Annotated in this window: 13 protein-coding genes; 12 read left to right on the plus strand and 1 reads right to left on the minus strand. The window is 35.1% G+C overall.

Annotated features, from left to right (window positions below; all coding sequences use genetic code 11):
• Nucleotides 1-51 precede the first annotated feature (51 nt).
• From lepA to DFQ02_RS03760, 7 genes are all read left to right on the plus strand, one after another.
• The gene (lepA, locus tag DFQ02_RS03730; protein ID WP_116039623.1) at nt 52-1848 is read left to right on the plus strand and encodes a translation elongation factor 4; all 1797 of its coding nucleotides are present in this window, start codon (nt 52-54) and stop codon (nt 1846-1848) included.
• A gap of 541 nt (nt 1849-2389) precedes the next feature.
• Nucleotides 2390-3592 carry a glycogen synthase gene (gene glgA / locus DFQ02_RS03735; RefSeq protein ID WP_116039624.1) on the plus strand — a complete coding sequence of 401 codons (1203 nt, stop codon included), beginning with the start codon at nt 2390-2392 and terminating at the stop codon, nt 3590-3592.
• Between the two features lie 40 nt (nt 3593-3632).
• Entirely contained in the window at nt 3633-4895 is a 1263-nt protein-coding gene (locus tag DFQ02_RS03740; RefSeq protein ID WP_116039625.1) for a glucose-1-phosphate adenylyltransferase, read from the plus strand.
• Nucleotides 4896-5010: 115 nt separating this feature from the next.
• A complete protein-coding gene (locus tag DFQ02_RS03745; RefSeq protein ID WP_116039626.1) occupies nt 5011-6948 on the plus strand; it encodes an alpha-1,4-glucan--maltose-1-phosphate maltosyltransferase in 1938 nt (645 codons plus the stop codon).
• 3 nt (nt 6949-6951) lie between these two features.
• The gene (locus DFQ02_RS03750; RefSeq protein WP_116039627.1) at nt 6952-8580 is read left to right on the plus strand and encodes a phosphotransferase; all 1629 of its coding nucleotides are present in this window, start codon (nt 6952-6954) and stop codon (nt 8578-8580) included.
• Nucleotides 8581-8593: 13 nt separating this feature from the next.
• Nucleotides 8594-10501 (plus strand): 1,4-alpha-glucan branching protein GlgB, encoded by a 1908-nt coding sequence (gene glgB / locus DFQ02_RS03755; protein ID WP_116039628.1) that lies wholly within the window; start codon nt 8594-8596, stop codon nt 10499-10501.
• A 142-nt stretch (nt 10502-10643) separates the two neighbouring features.
• Nucleotides 10644-13043: a glycoside hydrolase family 31 protein gene (locus tag DFQ02_RS03760; protein WP_116039629.1), complete on the plus strand. Its 2400-nt coding sequence runs from the start codon at nt 10644-10646 to the stop codon at nt 13041-13043.
• Nucleotides 13044-13059: 16 nt separating this feature from the next.
• Here DFQ02_RS03760 and DFQ02_RS03765 read toward each other — a convergent pair whose 3' ends face one another.
• Nucleotides 13060-14883, minus strand: coding sequence for a cation:proton antiporter (locus DFQ02_RS03765; protein WP_116039630.1), 1824 nt, complete (start codon nt 14881-14883; stop codon nt 13060-13062).
• 390 nt (nt 14884-15273) lie between these two features.
• Here DFQ02_RS03765 and DFQ02_RS03770 point away from each other — a divergent pair, with 390 nt between their 5' ends.
• From DFQ02_RS03770 to DFQ02_RS03790, 5 genes are all read left to right on the plus strand, one after another.
• Complete coding sequence (locus DFQ02_RS03770; RefSeq protein ID WP_116039631.1) at nt 15274-16137, plus strand: MBL fold metallo-hydrolase; 864 nt, start codon at nt 15274-15276, stop codon at nt 16135-16137.
• 12 nt (nt 16138-16149) lie between these two features.
• The gene (locus DFQ02_RS03775) at nt 16150-17760 is read left to right on the plus strand and encodes a S8 family peptidase (RefSeq protein WP_116039632.1); all 1611 of its coding nucleotides are present in this window, start codon (nt 16150-16152) and stop codon (nt 17758-17760) included.
• 172 nt (nt 17761-17932) lie between these two features.
• Nucleotides 17933-19789, plus strand: coding sequence for a M1 family metallopeptidase (locus DFQ02_RS03780; RefSeq protein ID WP_116039633.1), 1857 nt, complete (start codon nt 17933-17935; stop codon nt 19787-19789).
• A gap of 65 nt (nt 19790-19854) precedes the next feature.
• Complete coding sequence (locus DFQ02_RS03785) at nt 19855-21030, plus strand: tyrosine-type recombinase/integrase (protein ID WP_116039634.1); 1176 nt, start codon at nt 19855-19857, stop codon at nt 21028-21030.
• A 209-nt stretch (nt 21031-21239) separates the two neighbouring features.
• Nucleotides 21240-21746 (plus strand): hypothetical protein, encoded by a 507-nt coding sequence (locus tag DFQ02_RS03790; RefSeq protein ID WP_147297727.1) that lies wholly within the window; start codon nt 21240-21242, stop codon nt 21744-21746.
• Nucleotides 21747-22048: the final 302 nt, after the last annotated feature.

The raw sequence follows: 22048 nt of genomic DNA on the forward strand, positions 1-22048 counted from the left end.
TCAGTTAAAAAACAGCTATATTTGCAGCCTAAATATTTGGATGTTTGATTTATGAAGAACATTAGAAACTTTTGTATCATTGCCCATATTGATCATGGTAAAAGTACCTTGGCAGACCGTTTATTAGATTACACGGGTTCTGTGACCGAGAGAGAGAAACAGGATCAGTTATTGGATAGCATGGATTTGGAGCGTGAACGTGGTATTACCATTAAAAGTCATGCCATACAAATGGACTATGAATACAACGGCGAAAAATATGTTCTAAATTTAATTGACACCCCTGGTCACGTAGATTTTAGTTATGAGGTATCTCGCTCCATTGCCGCCTGTGAAGGTGCATTACTCATTGTAGATGCAGCACAAAGTATTCAGGCGCAAACCATTTCAAACTTATATTTAGCTCTTGAGAATGACTTAGAAATTATTCCGGTGCTTAATAAAATAGATTTACCAAGCGCCAATCCTGAAGAAGTAACCGATGATATTGTAGACCTTTTAGGCTGTGACCCTGATGAAGTAATACATGCTAGTGGTAAAACAGGTTTAGGTATTGACAATGTTTTGGCCGCAGTTATTGAGCGTATTCCTGCCCCCAAAGGAAGCCCTAACGAACCTTTACAAGCTTTGATTTTTGATTCGGTTTATAATCCGTTTAGAGGAGTTGAAACTTATTTTAGAGTAATTAATGGCTCTATAAAAAAGGGACAACTTATAAAATTTATTGCCACAGGGAAGACTTATGACGCCGATGAAGTGGGTACGCTTAAACTAAAACAGTTACCAAAAAACGAAATTAAAGCGGGTGATGTTGGATACTTAATTACGGGTATTAAAGATGCACGAGAGGTGAAGGTTGGTGATACAATTACCGATGCCAAAAACCCAACTAGGAATGCCATTTCTGGCTTTGAGGATGTAAAACCTATGGTTTTTGCCGGTATCTACCCTGTAGATACCGAAGACTACGAAGAGTTACGTGCTTCTATGGAGAAATTGCAGCTTAATGATGCCTCCTTAATATTTACTCCAGAAAGTTCAGCGGCTTTAGGTTTTGGTTTCCGTTGTGGATTTCTAGGGATGTTACACATGGAAATCATTCAAGAGCGTTTAGAACGCGAATTTGATATGACGGTGATTACCACTGTACCCAACGTATCCTACCACGCTTATAACAAAAAGAATCCTGATGATGTCATTGTTGTAAATAACCCAAGTGATTTACCAGACCCTTCTACCTTAGACCACGTTGAAGAACCCTACATAAAAGCCACTATCATCACAAAAGCCGATTTCGTAGGTAATGTTATGAGTCTTTGTATTGATAAACGAGGTATGATAACCAATCAAACCTATTTAACGCCAGAACGCGTAGAGCTTAATTTTGATATGCCTCTTGCTGAAATTGTTTTTGATTTCTATGATAGACTTAAAACCGTTTCAAAAGGGTATGCATCCTTTGACTACCATCCTATTGGCATGAAAACTTCAAAACTGGTTAGAGTAGATATTTTATTAAATGCGCAACCCGTTGATGCACTTTCGGCCTTAGTACATGCCGATAACGCACAAAATATTGGCAAAAAGATGTGCGAGAAGTTAAAAGAATTGATCCCGCGTCAACAATTTGACATTCCTATTCAAGCCGCTATTGGAGCCAAAATTATTTCTAGAGAAACCATAAAAGCCCTCAGAAAAGATGTAACTGCCAAATGTTATGGCGGTGATATTTCGCGTAAGCGTAAACTGTTAGAAAAGCAGAAAAAAGGTAAAAAACGTATGCGCCAAGTGGGGAATGTAGAGATTCCACAACAAGCATTCATGGCCGTTTTAAAACTGAATGATTAGCAAATAAGTTCTTTCAATTTTACTTCAAAAATAGCTTATTTGCCTATTAGAGTTCAAATCAAAATTTTAAAGGTTCTAAGTATATAATAACATGACTTATAGCACTTATCAACAAATTGAACATTTTTAGAATTTCCTTAGTCTGGGCCATATCAAATGTTAAAAATCAATAGCCCAATATTTGTATTAAATTTGAAAACCCTCATTGAAAAACATGTGGGTTTTTGTTTCGCCCACTAAGTACCTTAAGGGTAAGGTGACGCAATTATTGGGCAACTTATAAAAACCTACTAGTTCCTACCAGAAGTCTGTCTTAATTTTTATGGAATATTACCACCAAAATTCAGTATTTGTTGAATTTCTTTAACTAAAATTTCAATAATCCTCAATAATCTTTTTTTTTTCTCAAAAATGAGATTTCAACAAAGTTATTAACAATATTTTTGTATGTTTATAAACCAACCTCTCTTTCCTTTTTAGGTTTCGAGGTCTAATCAATTACTGAAAATTATTAACTACCAAACTTTTTGAAAAATCGTTTATGAAAGCTCTTTTTTTTACTAGAGAATTTCCGCCTTATGTTTATGGTGGTGCTGGAGTTCATGTTGAATATTTAGCTTCAGAATTAGCAAAATTAATGAAGATAGATGTGAGATGTTTTGGAGATCAAAATGAAGAAAACAATAATCTTACAATAAAAGGCTTTCCGTATGACAACGTACTTTTCAATAATTCCAATGGTAAGCTTAAGTCTGTTTTTCAAACTTTAAGTACAGGCATACACATGAATGCCGAAGAGATTGATGCCGATGTGGTTCATTGCCATACTTGGTATGCTCATTTTGCTGGTATTGTAGCCAAATTGTGTTACGGTATTCCTCTAGTAATTACCACGCACTCTTTAGAACCTTTAAGGCCATGGAAAAGAGAGCAATTAGGAAGAGGCTATGATGCTTCTTCTTGGGTTGAAAAAACCGCTATTGAAATGGCCGATGCGCTTATTGCGGTTTCCGAAGAAACCAAAGAAGACGTTATCAAACATTTCAATGTTGATGAAAGCAAAATCCATGTAATCTATAACGGCATAGATTTACAACAATATCAAGTCACCGCTGCAACAGATACTCTAGATACCTACGGTGTTGATAAATCAAAACCATATGTACTTTTTGTTGGTAGAATAACACGTCAAAAAGGAATCATTCACTTGGTGAATGCCATAAAATATATAAATCCAGATACACAGATTGTACTATGTGCAGGTGCTCCTGATACTCCAGAAATTGGTAAAGAAATGGAGGACGCTGTTAACGAGGTTAAAAAAACCCGAGCTAATGTAATTTGGATTGATAAAATGGTAACCAAAGAAGAAATCATTCAATTGTATTCACATGCCGATGTTTTTTGTTGCCCCTCAATTTATGAACCATTCGGGATTATAAATATTGAAGCCATGGCTTGTAATACGGCTGTTGTAGCTAGTGCTGTAGGTGGTATTAAAGAAGTTGTGGTGCATGGAGAAACAGGATTATTAATTCCGCTAGAACAACAAAATGTAGCGCCTTTTGAACCTGTGAACCCTGATAAATTCTCAAGAGATTTAGCCGAGGGTATCAATACAGTTATTGCCGATAAAGACCTTAGGGATTCTATGGCTAAGAAAGGAAGAAAGCGCGTAGAAGATTATTTTGATTGGATTGCTATTGCGAAACAAACCGAAGAACTTTACAAATCATTACTATAAAATTTACAACAACTAATCACTACATATAAAAGTAACTATTATGATAAATAACAAAGTTTTATCGATTATTTTGGGAGGAGGTCAAGGTTCAAGATTATATCCATTAACACAAGAACGTTCAAAACCTGCTGTACCCATTGCCGGAAAATATCGATTGGTGGATATTCCTATTTCTAACTGTATTAATTCTGATATAAAACGCATGTTTGTTTTAACGCAGTTTAATTCAGCTTCTTTAAACCGTCATATCAAAAATACCTATCATTTTAGTTTTTTTAGCAGTGCATTTGTAGATGTATTAGCTGCAGAACAAACCCCTAGTAATAAAGGGTGGTTTCAAGGAACTGCCGATGCCGTAAGACAAAGTATGCACCATTTTTTAAGACATGAATGGGACTATGCTTTAATTCTTTCAGGGGATCAACTATATCAAATGGATTATGATAAAATGGTGAAGGCCCATATTAAAAATAAAGCTAAAATATCTATTGCTACCATTCCTGTTACGGCTAAAGAAGCTACAGAGTTTGGTATTTTAAAGTCTGATGAGAATAATGTGATCACCTCATTTATTGAAAAACCAGACGCTAGCTTATTACCAGATTGGACATCTGATGTAAGTGATGAGATGAAAAGCCAAGGTAGAAATTATTTGGCCTCTATGGGGATTTATATTTTTGATAGAAAGTTGCTAGTTGATTTAATGAACAACCCAGAAACAAACGACTTTGGTAAAGAAATCATTCCGCAAAGTATTGGAGAATTTAAAACATTAAGCTACCAATATGAAGGCTATTGGACAGACATCGGGAATATTGACTCTTTCTTTGAAGCTAACCTAGGGTTAACTGATGATATTCCAAAATTTGATTTATACGATAGATCAAAACGTATTTACACACATGCTAGAATGCTGCCAACCACCAAGGTATCTGGAACGGCTCTAGAAAAAACGGTAATTGCTGAAGGATGTATAATAAGTGCAGCTAAAATTGAAAAATCAGTCATTGGAATCCGTTCTAGAATAGGTGATGAATCAACCGTTATTAATACGTATATGATGGGATGTGATTATTATCAAAAACTAGACGAAGTCCTCGATACAAACATAATTTCTATGGGTATTGGTAAACGTTGTTTTATTAAAAACGCCATCATAGATAAAAATAGTTGTATTGGCGATGATGTAAGAATTAATGGTGGACCTCATTTAGAAGATACAGATAATGATTTGTATACGGTTAAAGACGGTATTGTAGTTATTAAAAAGAATGCTGTCATACCTAACGGCATGGTCATTTAACTAATAACATTTAATTCTTAACAATCAATCGTTTTCGCGAGGTTTAAGTTGTTTTCAACATTTTGAAAATCACTTTATTTATTAATTTTGCGTACTTCAAAACCAACAAGATAACATGCAAAATCAAAAAAGAGTTGTAATAGATTATGTAGCCCCAAAAGTTAATGGTGGTCAATTTTTTATAAAAAGAGTAGTCAACGAAATAGTAAATGTTGAAGCTCATATTCTTGCAGACGGACATGACGTATTAGGAGCATCACTTCTATACAAACACGAAACAGATAAGAATTGGAGTGAAACTCGTATGCATTTAGATGTAAATAACGAGTGGAAAGGAGCTTTTACCGTTGGTAAACAGGGGTTCTACACCTACAAAGTAGAGGCTTGGGTTGATTATGCTCTTAATTGGCAACATGGTATTGAACGAAAGATAGAAGATAATCAGTATGTAAAATCAGAACTACTGGAAGGCATTGAATACCTTAAAGCTATCAAAGATGGTTTAGAACAAAACGATTCGTTTTACTTTGACCACCTCATCAATATATTTGGTAATGAGCATCATTATGATGAAGCCATTACTGAAGCACAAAGTAATAGGTTACATTCTATATTTTTCAACAACCCCACAAAAATATTAGCAAATACCTCAACTGAATATCAGGTTTACGTAGATAGAAAAAAAGCGAGATTTAGCACATGGTATGAATTCTTTCCGCGTTCTGCTTCAGAACATGAGGGTGTACATGGCACGCTTAAAGACTGCGAGCGTTTATTACCTCGTGTTCAAAAAATGGGTTTTGACACCTTGTACTTACCACCCATTCATCCTATAGGAGAGGTAAATAGAAAAGGTAAAAACAATACTACCGAAGCTTTTGAAGGTGATGTAGGTTCTACTTGGGGTATTGGGTCGCAGTATGGCGGACACAAAGATATTCACCCTCAATTAGGAACTTTAGATGATTTCAAATCTTTAATACATAAAGCCAAAGAACACGGTATTGAAATAGCTATGGACTATGCGTTACAAGCAGCTCCAGACCATCCTTGGGTAAAAGAGCATCCGCAGTGGTTTAAATGGCGACCAGACGGCACTGTGCAATATGCCGAAAATCCACCAAAAAAATATCAGGATATATTACCAATTTATTGGGAAAGTAAAGACTATAAAGCCTTATGGCAAGAGTGTTTAGACATTTTATTGTATTGGATTGATTGTGGTATAAATGTATTTAGAGTTGATAATCCACATACCAAACCTTTCTATTTCTGGCATTGGATTATTGAAAATGTAAAAGCAAAACATCCCGATGTTATCTTTTTAGCAGAGGCCTTTACAGCACCAAAAGTTATGCAGCAATTGGCTAAACAAGGCTATACGCAATCTTACACCTACTTTACATGGCGAAACTCTAAACATGAGCTTATAGAATACGTTGAAGAGTTAACCAAAAGTAATTCGCGCGAATATATGCAGCCAAATTTTTGGCCTAATACACCAGATATAAACCCCTTTCATTTACAAGGCGCTAATGAGTCTAAGCACATTCAGCGTTATGTGCTAGCTGCAACCTTAAGTTCTAGTATTGGTATTTACGGTCCGGTATACGAATACATGCTTAGTGATGCTTTGTTGGGGAGAGAAGAATATAACAACTCTGAAAAGTTTCAATTTACTCACTACAATTGGTCTATTGAAAATAAGTTAACTACCGTTATCTCAAAAATCAATCATTTAAGACATCAAAACGAGGCGCTTCAACAAACAAACAACATCAAATTCTGTTATGTTGAAAATGATAAGTTAATGGCTTTTTACAAATGGAACGATGCTAAAACCAACGAACTTTTAATTGTTATAAGTTTAGATGACCATGGCATGCAACAAGGCACTATACAAGTACCTCTAAATGATTTGGGAATAGACCATAATCATTCATTTCAAGTTAAAGATTTAATTACTAATAGCAGCTACAACTGGAGAGGAGAATGGAACTTTGTAGAACTACACCCAACCTTACCATTCCATATTTTTGAAATAAAGAAATAGCCTATGACCGAATTGACAGGAGAAATAACTGTTGAACAAACCTTCAATTTTGACACCAATTGGGAAGCATTATTGGATAATAGAGCGTTTGTAAAAGCATTCCTGTCTGATGTTTTAGGTAATTATATGCTAAAGCAACGTTGGTACGGTGGTAAGGCTAGTAATATTAAATACATTGAACTTGCCGAATATTTTAAAATTCAGCAAGATGGTGAAGTATATTTCGGATTGATTCTGGAAGTTAATTTTGTTGAAGCGTTTTACCAGCATTACTTTTTACCCATAGCATTTGTAACCGACGATAATTTTGCAAAAAAAGACAGGATTCTTCCCATTAGCATCAATAATCAAAAAGGATATATTATTGATGCGGTTAACCTAGAGTCTTTCAGAAAATTAGTGTTTGAACGCATTCTAACAGCGCTACCAAAAGACACCACTAAAGTTCAATATCATAAAAGTCATTTACTAAACAATGTGGTTTATGAAACGTCTCGATTCATGGGACTTGAACAGAGCAACACCTCCATTGTTTACAATGAAAACTATGTTCTGAAATTCTTCAGGCGCATTTATGCCGATAAAAACCCAGACTATGAAATGTCTCGTTTCTTATCAGAAAAAAAAGAGTTTAAAAATACCCCACCTTATTTAGGTAGTATAAATATTGTTGATTCTGAAGAAAACAATATTACCATTGCACTCATGCAACAAATGATTCCAAATGAAGGAGATGCTTGGGAATACATGTTGAAAGAATTTCATAAAGTATTTCAAAACATTGGGCAAAAGAACATTGACATTAACGCACTGCCCAATACCGTGTTATATCAGCGACTTACTGTTAATGATATACCTGCTCAAATAATAGATTGGGTAGGATTGGGATTGTTTTTAAAAATTCAAAAAATAGCAAAACGTACAGCCGAAATGCACATTGCTTTAGGCTCTGAGTTTGAAGAAACCGCCTTTACACCCGCCCATTTTAATGGGGATTATACGGTTTGGTTAAAGAACCGTATGTTATACCAATTTCAAAACAGACTAAATATTATAGAAAATAATCTTGATAAGTTAGAGGGGCTTTCATTAGAACTTGCCGAAGAATTTCTAGATAAAAAAAATCAAATAAGAAAACGTTTTTTATCTTTTGATTGGACCAAGCTTAAAAGTGAACGTATCAGGATTCATGGCGATTATCATTTAGGACAAATTTTGGTACACAATGATGATTTCTATATTCTTGATTTTGAAGGCGAACCCGAAAGCACCATTAGAGACCGTAAAGTAAAACAACCTGCTCTAAAAGATGTTGCAGGTTTATTTAGGTCATTTCATTATGCTATTTACGGAACTATTTTTAATAATTTTAAGGCGTATAATATCTCTCAAAACGATTTATTCAACGCTGGAGAGCTATTTTATCGCTATTTAACAAGTTTATTTTTAGACACTTATATCACAGAAATACAAGAGGCTAATTTAAACTTAGGATATAACCAAGAACGCATATTTATTTTAAAATACTGCTTACTAGAAAAAGCAGTTTATGAATTGGGTTATGAACTCAATTCGCGCCCACAATGGGCTGTTATCCCTTTAAAGGGCATTTCAAACATTATAAACCATTAACTGACAACTAACTATGGCACACGTAAAACCTTATAGTTTATTTACAGATTTCGATATTGACTTATTTAAAAGCGGGAAACACTATCGCCTATACGAAAAGTTTGGGTCGCATATTGTTACCGTTGACGGTATAGATGGCACCTATTTTGCCGTTTGGGCACCAAGTGCCAAAGCTGTTTCTGTGGTAGGCGATTTTAACTACTGGATTGAAGGTGAACACCAATTAAATGTACGATGGGATTCCAGTGGTATTTGGGAAGGCTTTATTCCCATGGTTGGAAAAGGAAATCTTTATAAATACAAAATTCAGAGCCATAATAACGATGTAAAAACTGAAAAGGCAGATCCATATGCTAGACGCTGTGAGCATCCACCAAGTACCGCTTCCATTGTTTGGGATGATAACTATAAGTGGAAAGATAAAGACTGGATGAAAAAGCGCAAAAAAAACAATGCGATTGATGCGCCTTATTCGGTTTATGAAGTGCATTTAGGATCTTGGAAAAAGCATGTTGAAGAAGACCGGTTCATGTCATATTATGAGTTGGCTGATGATTTAGTAAACTATGTTAAAGACATGAACTTTACCCATGTTGAGTTGATGCCTATCATGGAATATCCTTTTGACCCTTCTTGGGGCTATCAATTAACCGGTTATTTTGCTCCTACATCACGTTTTGGATACCCCGAAGAATTTAAGTATTTAGTAGATAAATTACACCAAAACGATATTGGTATTATTCTAGATTGGGTGCCATCACATTTTCCTGAAGATGCCCATGGTTTAGGTTTTTTTGATGGCTCAAATTTATATGAACACCCCGATAGACGCAAGGGCTATCATCCAGATTGGAAAAGTTTAATCTTTAATTATGAAAGAAATGAGGTGCGATCGTTTCTTATAAGCAACGCCTTGTTTTGGTTAGAACAGTATCATGCCGATGGATTACGTGTTGATGCCGTGGCCTCTATGTTATTCTTAGATTACTCTCGTGAAGATGGCGAATGGGAACCGAACATCTATGGTGGCAGAGAGAATTTATCAGTTATTAGTTTCTTGAAAGAACTAAATGAAGAAGTCTATAAATCATTCCCTGATGTTCAAACCATTGCCGAAGAGTCTACAGCTTTTCCTATGGTCTCTAAGCCAACTTTCCTTGGTGGTTTAGGCTTTGGAATGAAATGGATGATGGGCTGGATGCATGATACCTTAGAATATTTTAGTAAAGATCCTATCTATAGAAAATATCACCAGAATGATATCACATTTAGTTTAGCTTATGCCTTTACCGAAAACTTTATGCTGCCATTATCTCATGATGAAGTGGTGTATGGTAAAAACTCCATACTAGGAAGAATGCCTGGTGATGAATGGCAACGTTTTGCTAACCTAAGGTTGTTATATGGTTATATGTTCACACACCCGGGAACCAAATTGTTGTTTATGGGTGGTGAATTTGGACAGTATAACGAATGGAATTTTCAAGAAAGTTTAGATTGGAATTTGTTAGAATTCAAACCTCACAAAGACACACAAACCTACTTTAAAGAACTCAATACGCTTTATAAAAACACGCCAGCATTATACGAAAAAGGCTTTAGTAGTGAAGGCTTTGAGTGGATTAGTTTTGATGATCATGAAAATTGTGTGATTTCATACATAAGAAAAGGCTACCAAGAAGAAAACAACGTTATTGTGGTTTGTAATTTAACACCAACCATTAGAGAAAATTATAAGATTGGTGTTCCAACAAAATCAAAAATTAAAGAAATATTTAATAGCGATGCTAAAAAATTTGGAGGCAGCGGTGTTGGAAATCCAAGGCAAATAACAGCCAACAAAGACCCTTGGAATGGTAAAGATTATTCAGCAGAAATAACACTCCCGCCATTATCGGTTACAGTTTACCAGATTAAATAATATTCTTTTTATAAATTTAAAACAATTAGTGCCCGCACATTGCATTTTACTCAATGAACGGGCATTATTTTTAATAAATAGTCGCCTAAATTATTTTTCAATTTTAGTATTTTGGTCGCTTAAATAATTGACTCTCAGAATTATGATTTTAAACACGGAATTAGAGTACAAAGGCGATTTATTCCCTTCTAGCATAATTGAATACAAAAAAGATGTTGATGTATTACATTTTACGACTGCAAATAATGTAAAACTGCAACTTACAGTATTAAGAGACAGTGTTTTAAGATTTAGATACTCAACAGTAGGTAAGTTTAATAAAGACTTTTCTTATGCCATTGATAAAAACGCCAGCAGAGGATACAACCATTTAGAAATCTCGGATGATGAGGAAAAATATATTGTTACTACAGCTAAGTTAATTTGTCATATTTATAAAGTAGATTTAAGAATATCTATACTTGATGCTATAGATAAAACCATTATTTGTCAAGATGAACTAGGTTTTCATTGGGAAGAAAGCTATGAATTAGGTGGCGACATTGTAAAAATGAGTAAAGTGGCTCAAAATGGAGAAAGTTATTATGGTTTAGGCGATAAGCCAGAGCATATCAACTTAAAAGGGCGTCGTTTTGAAAATTGGGCAACAGATTCTTATGCCTATGGTAAAAACACCGACCCTATTTACAAAGCCATTCCTTTTTATACGGGGCTTCACAACGGAAAATCTTATGGTATTTTCTTTGATAATAGCTTCAGAACTTATTTTGATTTCTGTCAAGAACGTCGTAATGTAACCAGTTTTTGGGCTGCTGGTGGTGAAATGAATTACTATTTCTTCTATGGGCCAAAAATGGAAGATGTTGTGGTGAGTTATACCGATTTAACGGGGACACCCGAGCTACCACCCTTGTGGGCTCTAGGCTACCACCAGTGTAAATGGAGTTACTATCCAGAATCTAAGGTAAAAGAAATAACCAAAAAATTTAGAGATTTAAAAATTCCATGTGATGCTATCTATTTAGATATTGATTATATGGAAGGGTTTCGATGCTTTACTTGGAGTAAAGAATATTTTCCAGAGCCCAAACGTATGGTTAAAGAATTAGCCGATGATGGGTTTAAAACCGTAGTAATTATAGACCCAGGTATAAAAATTGATATGGAATACGATGTATTCCGCGAAGGTTTAGAAAAAGATTATTTCTGTAAGCGCGCTGATGGCCCTTACATGAAAGGTAAAGTATGGCCAGGGGAATGTTATTTTCCTGATTTTACAAGACCTAAAGTACGCGAATGGTGGGCAGGTTTATTTAAAGAATTAATTGAAGACATTGGTGTTAAAGGGGTTTGGAATGACATGAACGAGCCCGCCGTTATGGATGTTCCCGGCAAATCATTCCCTCCAGATGTGCGTCATGATTATGATGGCAACCCATGTTCACATCAAAAGGCGCATAACATTTATGGTATGCAAATGGCCAGAGCTACCTACCATGGTTTAAAACGATTTAACTATCCTAAGCGTCCGTTTGTAATTACACGTTCTGCTTATTCTGGTACGCAGCGCTATACCTCAACTTGGATGGGAGATAACGTAGCTACTTGGGAACACTTACAAATAGCTAATATCCAGGCACAACGTTTAGCATTATCAGGATTCTCATTTGCTGGATCTGATATTGGCGGATTTGCAGAGCAGCCTAATGGTGAGTTGTATGCCAGATGGATTCAATTGGGTGTCTTCCATCCTTTTTGTAGAACACATTCTTCAGGTGACCATGGCGACCAAGAACCTTGGGCTTTTGATGATGAGATTACCGATATTGTTAGAAAATTCATTGAAATTAGATATGAATTATTGCCGTATTTATATACCACCTTCTATCAATACTACCATGATAATGTACCTATGCTAAAATCATTGGTGTTATTTGATCAAGAAGATACTCAAACCCATTACAGAACTGACGAGTTTATATGTGGTAACCAAATTTTAGTATGCCCAATTAATGAACCTAACTCCAAGGGAAGACGCATGTATATTCCAAGAGGCGAGTGGTACAATTACTGGACTAAGGAAGTAATTACCGGAGGTAAAGAAACGTGGGTAGATGCTGATTTAGACACTATGCCTTTATTTGTTAAGGCTGGGGCTATCATTCCTAAATTCCCGGTACAACAGTATGTTGGGGAAAAGGAAATTACCCAGTTAACACTAGACGTGTATTATAAAGATGGTAAAGAAGATTCTGAATTATATGAAGATGCCAATGATGGTTACGATTACACTAAAGGGCGCTATAGCTTAAAGAAATTTAATTTTGCTGGTAACGGCGATAAAATGATTATTAGAATTCATAAACGCGGCCTATTCAATACCTCTTATGATACCTTTAAAATAAATATTCACGGCTTACCATTTAAGGTAAAATCTATTAAAGTAGATAACGAATATGTAGATTTAAAAGAGGTTAAGTTTAAAAATAACTCGTTAGTGGTTACAAAACTGTTTACAAATTTACAGTTGAAAGCAGACTAGTAATAAAAACATCATTTTACTTATCAAAAGGCTTTCCTAGGTATACTAGTTGAAAGCCTTTTTCTATTTTCATTGATTTGCTATATGAGGATATAATTTCAAGAACACCCCTGTTATCTTTTACTAATAAAGGAATCATATCATCATCATTATTGGTAATCTCAATCAATTCTTCGTAATGTTTTCTATCTTTAAGTTCTATTTCATGTATTGTAGGGTACTTAAGCGCCACCTCAGTTAATGAATTAAAATCATCGGTGTGAGAAAAGAGTCCTTCTTTAGGGGTACTCTCTGGTTTACTCATTTCATCGGCTGTTAACAATCTAAATGACCCATTTTCTCCAAACTGATCGCTAAATTTATTAATAGCATAATTATTTATATCGGCACTTCCAGTAAGCGCCATTAAAAATCCAACATCATTCAACTCAATATTATCTTCAAGTTTTACAGAATAGATATCGGTATTAATAGCTTCCAGCCCCATATCTTTAGCTTCTTTTACATTGTATTGGTTACTATCAATAAGTACTACATGCCTATTGTTATCAACTAAATATTTTGCAATAAGTCTAGCTACTGGCGAAGCTCCCACAATTAAAACCCCATAGGAATGCTTTAAAAATACCCCAATCCATTTAGCAAAGTAGCGCGCCGTGGTAGCGTTTAAGAGCACCGTTCCTAACACTACCATAAAAACAAGTGGTGTAATATATTCTGCTCCGGGAACGCCTTGCTTTACAAGTTTACCTCCAAACAAGGAGGCTATACCTGCAGCAACAATACCCCGAGGCCCTACCCAACTAATGAACAACTTATCGTTTATTTTTAATGTAGATTGTATAGTACAGATAAAAACTGCCAAGGGTCTAATTATAAATACAACTGCTGCAAAAAGTATGGCGGTGTTCCAGTTGTAAAGCAGCAGTAAATCTTCTATGTTAATATTAGCTGCCAATAAAATAAATAGGATGGAAATAAGTAAAACACTAAGCGATTCTTTGAAATAAAGAATTTCCTTTATGTTCTCTAGTTTACCATTACCTAAAACCATACCCATAACTACAACAGCCAATAAACCAGACTCATGAGCAAATATTTCAGACTCAACAAAAACCAGCAGCACGGTAGATAAAGACACCACATTTAACAAGTAATGCGGAATTAATTGTTTGTTTACAACAAAAGCAAGAGCATGGGCAAAGGTAAACCCAAAGGTAGTACCAAAGAGCAAAATTTTACCAAACTCTATAAGTGCCGTTTTGGTAAAACCAGCTTCACCACCAACACTAATAAATTCAAATACCAATACGGCTACCAAAGCCCCAATGGGGTCAATTAAAATACCTTCCCATTTTAGTACTGTAGAAATATCTTTTTTAAGCGGAATATTTCTTAAAATAGGTGTAATAACCGTTGGCCCTGTAACAATAACTAATGCTGAAAAAAGAAATGATAGCTCCCAACTTAGGTTGAAAACAAAGTGTGCTAATACACCAGCACCAAAAAACGTAATGGCAGAACCCACTGTAATTAATTTGGTGATTACGGGTCCTAAACTTTTAATTTCTGCTCGTTTTAGGGTTAAACCACCTTCAAAAAGAATAACGCTAATAGCCAAGGAAACAAAGTAATATAAACCTTCACCGGGAAATAAACCTTTCTTTCCATTCCAAATAGGTTCAATCCATTTTTGTCCATCATCACTTAAAAATTCTGCAGCAATGGGGCCAACTAATAATCCTATTAAAATTAAAGGTAGAATGGCAGGTATTTTAAATTTCCATGCAAACCACTGCGCTAAAATTCCAAGAATGATGATTCCGGCAAGTTCTAACATATAACTGTTCCTTATTATAAAATCACTAATTTAAGTAAAACCAATTAATTTAACCCTTTTTTGAAAGTAATCCTTTTTTTCATTTTGAATCCATAGGAACTGATTTGTTTATCTCAGGAAAAATAACTTTTGACACCCATAATAAATATACCCAGTGACATAAAAAGTTATTGATTTTCATAAACCATAAAATGAACACACTCATTAACTATAGACCACCTGATTTTACTTTAAAATTTCTTAATAAATTCTTAACTTTTCTTAGGAATTGTTTAAGATTTCTTAATTTTACTCGCTAAGTGAAAGTTTGATGCTTCGTGGTTTGTTTCCATATTAAAAACAACCTACTAGCCAATTATCTAGAACTACTTTTCACTTAAAAAAATTACTATGACGCTTTACCCAATCAATGCTGGAAACTTTAAACTAGATGGTGGTGCCATGTTTGGTGTAGTTCCTAAATCGTTATGGCACAAAACAAATCCAGCAGATGCTAATAACATGATTGATATTGCAGCACGTTGTTTACTAATTGAAGACGGCGATAGGCTTATTTTAATTGACAATGGCATGGGTAACAAACAATCAGAAAAGTTTTATGGGTATTACCACCTATGGGGAAATGATTCTCTAGATGGGTCTTTAAAGAAATACGGTTTCCATAGAGATGATGTTACCGATGTATTTATGACCCACCTTCATTTTGATCACTGCGGAGGCAGTATACAATGGAATAAAGACCAAACAGGCTATGAGCCCGCTTTTAAAAACGCTCATTTCTGGAGTAATAAAGACCATTGGCAATGGGCTACCCAACCAAACCGAAGAGAAAAAGCCTCGTTTTTAAAGGAAAACATTCTGCCAATGGAAGCTAGTGGTCAGCTTAAATTCACAGCAATTCCTGATGGAGATACACTAAAAAACTCTACATTAGGGTTTGATATTCTTTTTGTTGATGGGCATACCGATAAGCAAATGTTGCCCATGATTCAATACCAAGGAAAAACTATTGTATTTATGGCAGATTTATTACCAACAGTGGGGCACTTACCGCTGCCTTACGTAATGAGCTATGACACCAGACCTCTATTAACGTTAAACGAAAAAGAAAAATTCTTAAATGAAGCGGCAAACAGGGAGTATTACCTGTTTTTAGAACATGATGCACACCACCAAATTATAACCGTAAAACAAACAGAAAAAGGAGTAAGACTTAACGAAGTTTTTAGTACCCTAGATCTATTTCAAAATTAAACAAAGCACACTATGAGAACATTAAAAGTGTTAAGCATTTCGGCGTTATTTGCCAGTATTATTTTAAGCTGTGGTTCGGCCGATATTATTTCAACACCTATTGAGAACGTTGATAAAAACCCATTAAAAGTTTCGGAATTAACCAAAGCCGAAAAAGAAAATTGGGGTCATTTAGATTTAATAAAAGACACTATACCCGGTATGAGTGTTGATAAGGCTTACGCCGAAATAATCAAAAAAAGAAAAGGAAAAAAAGTTATTGTAGCGGTCATAGATTCTGGTATTGATATAGACCATGAAGATTTAGACGATGTTATTTGGGTTAACAAAGATGAAAAACCTGGTAACGGTATTGATGATGACAAAAACGGATACATTGATGATATTCATGGTTGGAATTTTTTAGGCGATGGCTATGATGAACAATTAGAATTTGTTAGAATTTTGGCTAGTGGTGATACCAGTCACCCAGATTATGACAGAGCTCAAGCAGAATACAATAAAGAATACCCCAAGTGGACAGAACGTAAAATGCGCTACGAGCAAATACTTACCCAAGTTAAAAGTGCCCATGAAACGCTTACCAATCATTTTGGAAAAAAAGACTACACCAAAGAAGAAGTGAATGCTATTGAAACCGAAGACAAAGGCTTACAACAGTCGGTACAATTAGCAAAATATATGTATAGCAATGATTTAGAATCATTAGAAGAAGCTGTTAAAGAGCTAGAAGATGGTTTGGTAGGTATTAATGACCGCCTAAATTATAATTTAAACAAAGAATTTAACGGACGCGTAAATGGTGACAACCCTAATGATTTTACAACCAAATACTACGGTAATGGCAATGTAAAACCCGTAAAAAAAGATGAAAGTCATGGTACCCACGTAGCGGGTATTATTGCTGCAGAACGCAACAATGGTTTAGGAGCCAATGGAGTTGCCAACAATGTAGAAATTATGTGTGTTAGAACGGTTCCCAACGGTGACGAGTACGATAAAGATGTAGCTTTATCCATACGTTATGCTGTAGATAATGGTGCCAAAGTAATTAACGGAAGTTTTGGTAAAAGTTTTTCGCCTCACAGTGCATACGTGAGAGAAGCCATTGCCTATGCTAGTGATAATGATGTGGTATTTGTACATGCTGCGGGAAATGATAGTAAAGATGTTGATACCGAGCCTAATTTTCCTGATGACAATGTAGATTATGTTGAAGTTTCAAACACCTATATTAGAGTAGGTGCTTTAGCGCCCAAATACGGTTCTAATATGTTGGCAAGTTTCTCAAACTACGGTAAGCAGAATGTTGATATATTTGCCCCAGGAGCTTCGGTTTATTCTACCACTCCAGAAAACGAATATATGACTAAAGGTGGTACCTCTATGGCGGCTCCTGCAGTAGCAGGTATTGCGGCTTTAATTCGTTCGTATTATCCTAATTTAAGTGCTGCTCAGGTGAAACAAATTATTATGGATTCTGGCTTAACTATAAATACTAGGGTTATTGTTGGTGGTAATAGCGATGACATCAGACCTTTTTCAGAGGTTGTAAAGTCTGGTAAAATTGCCAATGCTTACAATGCCTTAATTATGGCATCAAAGGTTTCACAAGCTAATTAAAATTAATTTAGTCTCCCTAAACTAAACTGTTACACTAGGTATTACTGAAAACAACATATATTTTGTTTGAAAGTAGCTAGTGAAACTCGTTAAAGTGTTGTTTCTGGGTCTCATAATTTATGAGTGAGATGCTGAATCAAGTTCAGTATGACATATAAAAAAGTATTTACAAATGTATCGTTTTCTTTTTGCCTTGTTTGTTGTTTTTTTAATGTGGTCTTGTAGTAGTTCTAAAGAAATGGCTGGAACTGCTCCAATAATACCTACCCCGCCTCAAACCCCTTCAACATCTAAATTGGCTAATACCTATTGGCAACAACATGTTGATTATACAATGATTATTGATATGGATGTAAACACCTATCAATATAAAGGCACACAAACTTTGGTGTACACCAATAATTCACCCGATGTTTTAAATAAAGTATTTTATCATTTGTACTTTAATGCCTTTCAACCAGGGAGCGAAATGGATGTGCGTTCGCGTACCATTGCAGATCCTGATGGTAGGGTTAAAGACCGCATTAGCAAGTTAAACCCAGATGAAATTGGTTATATAAACGTGCTTTCATTAAATCAAAACGGTACTGATTTAACCTATGAAACAGTAGGCACTATTTTAGAAGTTGATTTAGCAAAACCAATTCAACCAGGAGAAAAAGTCACTTTTAATATGGTTTTTGAAGCGCAGGTACCCGTTCAAATTCGTCGTTCTGGGCGTAATAACAGTGAAGGAGTGGCTTTATCTATGGCGCAATGGTATCCCAAATTAGCCGAATATGATTTTGAAGGCTGGCATGCCGACCCTTACATTGGGCGCGAGTTTCATAGTGTTTGGGGTAATTTTGATGTAAAACTCTCTATCGACAAAAACTATGTGGTTGGTGGTACGGGGTATTTACAAAACCCTAATGAGGTTGGTCATGGTTATGAAACAACTACGGTTAAACTCAGCAACAAGAACAAATTAACATGGCACTTTGTAGCACCCAACGTACACGATTTTACTTGGGCGGCAGACCCAGATTATATTCATGACACCAAACAGGTTCCCGGTGGGCCATTGCTGCATTTTTTCTATAAAAAAACAATGCCATCAGCAAAATTGAACAACTGGAAAAAGCTACAACCCAAAGCGGTAGAACTCATGCAATTTTACAGCAAGCATATTGGCCCTTATCCTTATAAGCAGTATTCTGTAATTCAAGGAGGTGATGGCGGTATGGAATATGGTATGTGTACACTCATTGCTGGTGAAGGCGAATTTAGTGGCTTATTTGGTGTTACCGCCCATGAAATGGCGCATTCGTGGTTTCAGTTTTTATTGGCTACCAATGAACTTACAAACTACTGGATGGACGAAGGGTTTACCGAGTATTTTGGAGAACTGGCCGAATGCCACATTTTTAATAAACCGTTTGAAAAACCTACCCAACGGGTTTATGATATTTATTACTACTACGTAAGTTCTGGAAACGAACAACCGCAAACCACCCATGCCGATAGGTTTAATTTCAATCAATCTTCGGCTATTTCGGCCTATTATAAGGGCTATGTGTTTTTAAATCAGTTAGATTACGTGATTGGTCATGAAAATTTTGAAAAAACTATAAAATCTTACTTCAATGAATGGGCTTTTAAACACCCAACTCCAAACGATTTTATTAGAATAGCAGAGAAAGTTTCTGGTTTAGAACTAGATTGGTATTTAAATGATTGGACCCGAACCATAAACACCATAGATTATGGTGTAAAATTGGTGGAAGGGAATACCATTACCCTAGAGCGTATTGGCCTTATGCCCATGCCTATTGATTTAACTGTTACTTATACCGATGGGAGTACCCAAGATTTTTATATTCCGTTACAAATGATGCGTGGTGAAAAGCCAACTAAAGCCACCATTATTCCTGATTGGGCTTGGGCTTACCCAACGTATTCCTTTAAAACATCAAAAGCGGTTCAAAGTATTACCATTGACCCCAAAGGCATGATGGCCGATGTAAACAAAAGCAATAATAAAAAGTAGGCATATTTTGTAAAACTTAAAAGCTCAACCCTTGTTTTTTGTGTTATTTTACCTATATTTAAAGTATGTATAATAACAAGCCTATTGTAGTTCTTGAAAACAAGTTTCATAGAAATGCTGAGCAAATATTAATTAAGTTTGCTTATAATGAATCAATTAAAGCCATTGTTAAAAGCATACCTGGTGCCTTGTGGAGCACCCAGTTAAAAAGTTGGTATATCCCACTTTCAACAAAAAATCTCAATAATTTAAAAACTGCTTTGCAGCCTGTAGCTTTGGTAAAAGACTGTGTTGTTTTTACACAGCTAAATAGTAGTAGACACCAAAAACGCAAGCGTGTTCTTAATGCGGCCTCTAGAAAAATTTTATTAGGATACAGGCAATATTTAAAAGGCAAACGCTACAGTGATAGTACTGTAAAAACCTATTTAACGTTAACAGCAGATCTTATTGAGTTTTATAATGAAGTTGATATAAAAGATATAAACAACCGCAGTGTAGAGGTATTTATAGAACAGGTTATGGTACCTAAGCAGTATGCCATTAGCACACATAGGCAATTTATAAGTTCACTAAGGCACTTTAAAGCTTTCTACCCCGAATGCCAGATTGATGAGTTAAAATTGGAGCTTCCTAAAAAAGACAAGTTATTGCCTACGGTACTCTCAAAAGAAGAGGTTATAGATTTAATTAGAACTACGGCCAACCTAAAACACCGTTGTATTATTGCTTTGCTTTACGCCTGCGGACTGCGTATAGGCGAATTGATTAACTTAGAGCTCAACCATATTGATATTGATAGAAAGCAGTTATTTATTAAAAAAGCAAAGGGCCGAAAAGACCGTTATGTAATTCTTGCCGATTCTTTTTTGCCTTTATTAAGTAATTATTTAAACACTTACGCGCCATCTTTTTATTTATTTGAAGGTCAAGGAAAAAATAAATACAGCGCTGAAAGTATTCGCTCGTTTTTAAAGCGTAGTTGCAAAGTGGCCCGCATAAAAAAACGTGTTACACCGCATACCTTAAGGCATAGTTATGCCACACACTTATTAGAAAATGGTATAGATATTAGGTATATTCAGGTGCTTCTAGGTCATTCAAGACCAGAAACCACCATGGTATATACGCATGTAACCAAAAAAGATTTATTAGATATTAAAAGCCCTTTAGATATTGCTGTTAAAAGCTTAAAACTTAGTAATAATAGTTCTCCTTTGTTGAAAAGTAGAAATCTGTAAACTTTTTACGACAAAAGCGAAAATAAATTTATACTTTTAACTTATAAAACCAATATGAAAGTTTGTTTATACCGGAACTTAGCACTCAATAAACAAAACTTTAGTTTGGATATAACACGTTGGCAATAATTATGACCAAATTTAGAAACTTATTGATTTTACTAATATTATTGACTTTCAACGAATTGATTTCACAAGAAATAATCGAAATGAAAGAAGTATATATTGAGAATAATTTGGTTTATAAAAACACAACGGATGAACTCTTTACTGGAATTGCTCAAAGTAAACGTAAAAATGGACATTTAGTTTATGAAGAGGAATATAAAAACGGAATTATACTCTCGAGTAATTTATATTATAATGGAAAAGAAAAGAGAATTTCTAATAAGACAATTTACAATCCGAATAAACCATTAGTTCTCTCAAAAGAATATAAATACAATCTGGAAAGCGAAATTTTTGAAACAACGACTTATAATGATGACGGAGTAAAAATCCTTGTCGAACAATTTAAAAATGGAAAACTGACTTACAGTTGTCAATATTTAGGAAAAAAGAAACACGGACTTGAATTGGGATATGGAGAAAAAGGCGAGAAATTGACTTATCGTTGTGAATTTATAAACGGAAAGAAAAACGGAACAGAATATTGCCTAAACGAAAAAGGAATTGAAACAAAAAAAGAATATCGAAACGGAAAAAAAATAAAATAACTATTGCCAACACCGTATAAAATTAATTGCTAGTGCAAGCATACTTACGAAAATCCTCACGGATTTTCTATTCGGCTTGTATTTGCTAAATTAGTTGCTTAAAACACGCAACTAATCTTATACAAAACCGATGGAACACATTCGCCGATGGCGAACTTTAATCTACGCTGCTTCGCAGACAATGCATCTTAAAGTAAATGTGTTCCATCTCAGGGTTAAACCAAATTACTAACAATCCCTTAACTAAGTAATCACCATCGACAGGCATCGAGCCCTAACGTGAGCCATCGTTGGTTAAAAGT

The organism is Seonamhaeicola aphaedonensis, assembly GCF_003386195.1.
Taxonomy (GTDB): domain Bacteria; phylum Bacteroidota; class Bacteroidia; order Flavobacteriales; family Flavobacteriaceae; genus Seonamhaeicola; species Seonamhaeicola aphaedonensis.

Coding starts and splice junctions, on each gene's coding strand:
- DFQ02_RS03790 (WP_147297727.1), top strand. CDS start 21,240: ATGAAAGAAGTATATATTGAGAATAATTTGGTTTATAAAAACACAACG.
- DFQ02_RS03765 (WP_116039630.1), bottom strand. CDS start 14,883: ATGTTAGAACTTGCCGGAATCATCATTCTTGGAATTTTAGCGCAGTGG.
- lepA (WP_116039623.1), top strand. CDS start 52: ATGAAGAACATTAGAAACTTTTGTATCATTGCCCATATTGATCATGGT.
- DFQ02_RS03780 (WP_116039633.1), top strand. CDS start 17,933: ATGTATCGTTTTCTTTTTGCCTTGTTTGTTGTTTTTTTAATGTGGTCT.
- DFQ02_RS03750 (WP_116039627.1), top strand. CDS start 6,952: ATGACCGAATTGACAGGAGAAATAACTGTTGAACAAACCTTCAATTTT.
- DFQ02_RS03760 (WP_116039629.1), top strand. CDS start 10,644: ATGATTTTAAACACGGAATTAGAGTACAAAGGCGATTTATTCCCTTCT.
- DFQ02_RS03775 (WP_116039632.1), top strand. CDS start 16,150: ATGAGAACATTAAAAGTGTTAAGCATTTCGGCGTTATTTGCCAGTATT.
- DFQ02_RS03785 (WP_116039634.1), top strand. CDS start 19,855: ATGTATAATAACAAGCCTATTGTAGTTCTTGAAAACAAGTTTCATAGA.
- DFQ02_RS03745 (WP_116039626.1), top strand. CDS start 5,011: ATGCAAAATCAAAAAAGAGTTGTAATAGATTATGTAGCCCCAAAAGTT.
- DFQ02_RS03740 (WP_116039625.1), top strand. CDS start 3,633: ATGATAAATAACAAAGTTTTATCGATTATTTTGGGAGGAGGTCAAGGT.
- DFQ02_RS03770 (WP_116039631.1), top strand. CDS start 15,274: ATGACGCTTTACCCAATCAATGCTGGAAACTTTAAACTAGATGGTGGT.
- glgA (WP_116039624.1), top strand. CDS start 2,390: ATGAAAGCTCTTTTTTTTACTAGAGAATTTCCGCCTTATGTTTATGGT.
- glgB (WP_116039628.1), top strand. CDS start 8,594: ATGGCACACGTAAAACCTTATAGTTTATTTACAGATTTCGATATTGAC.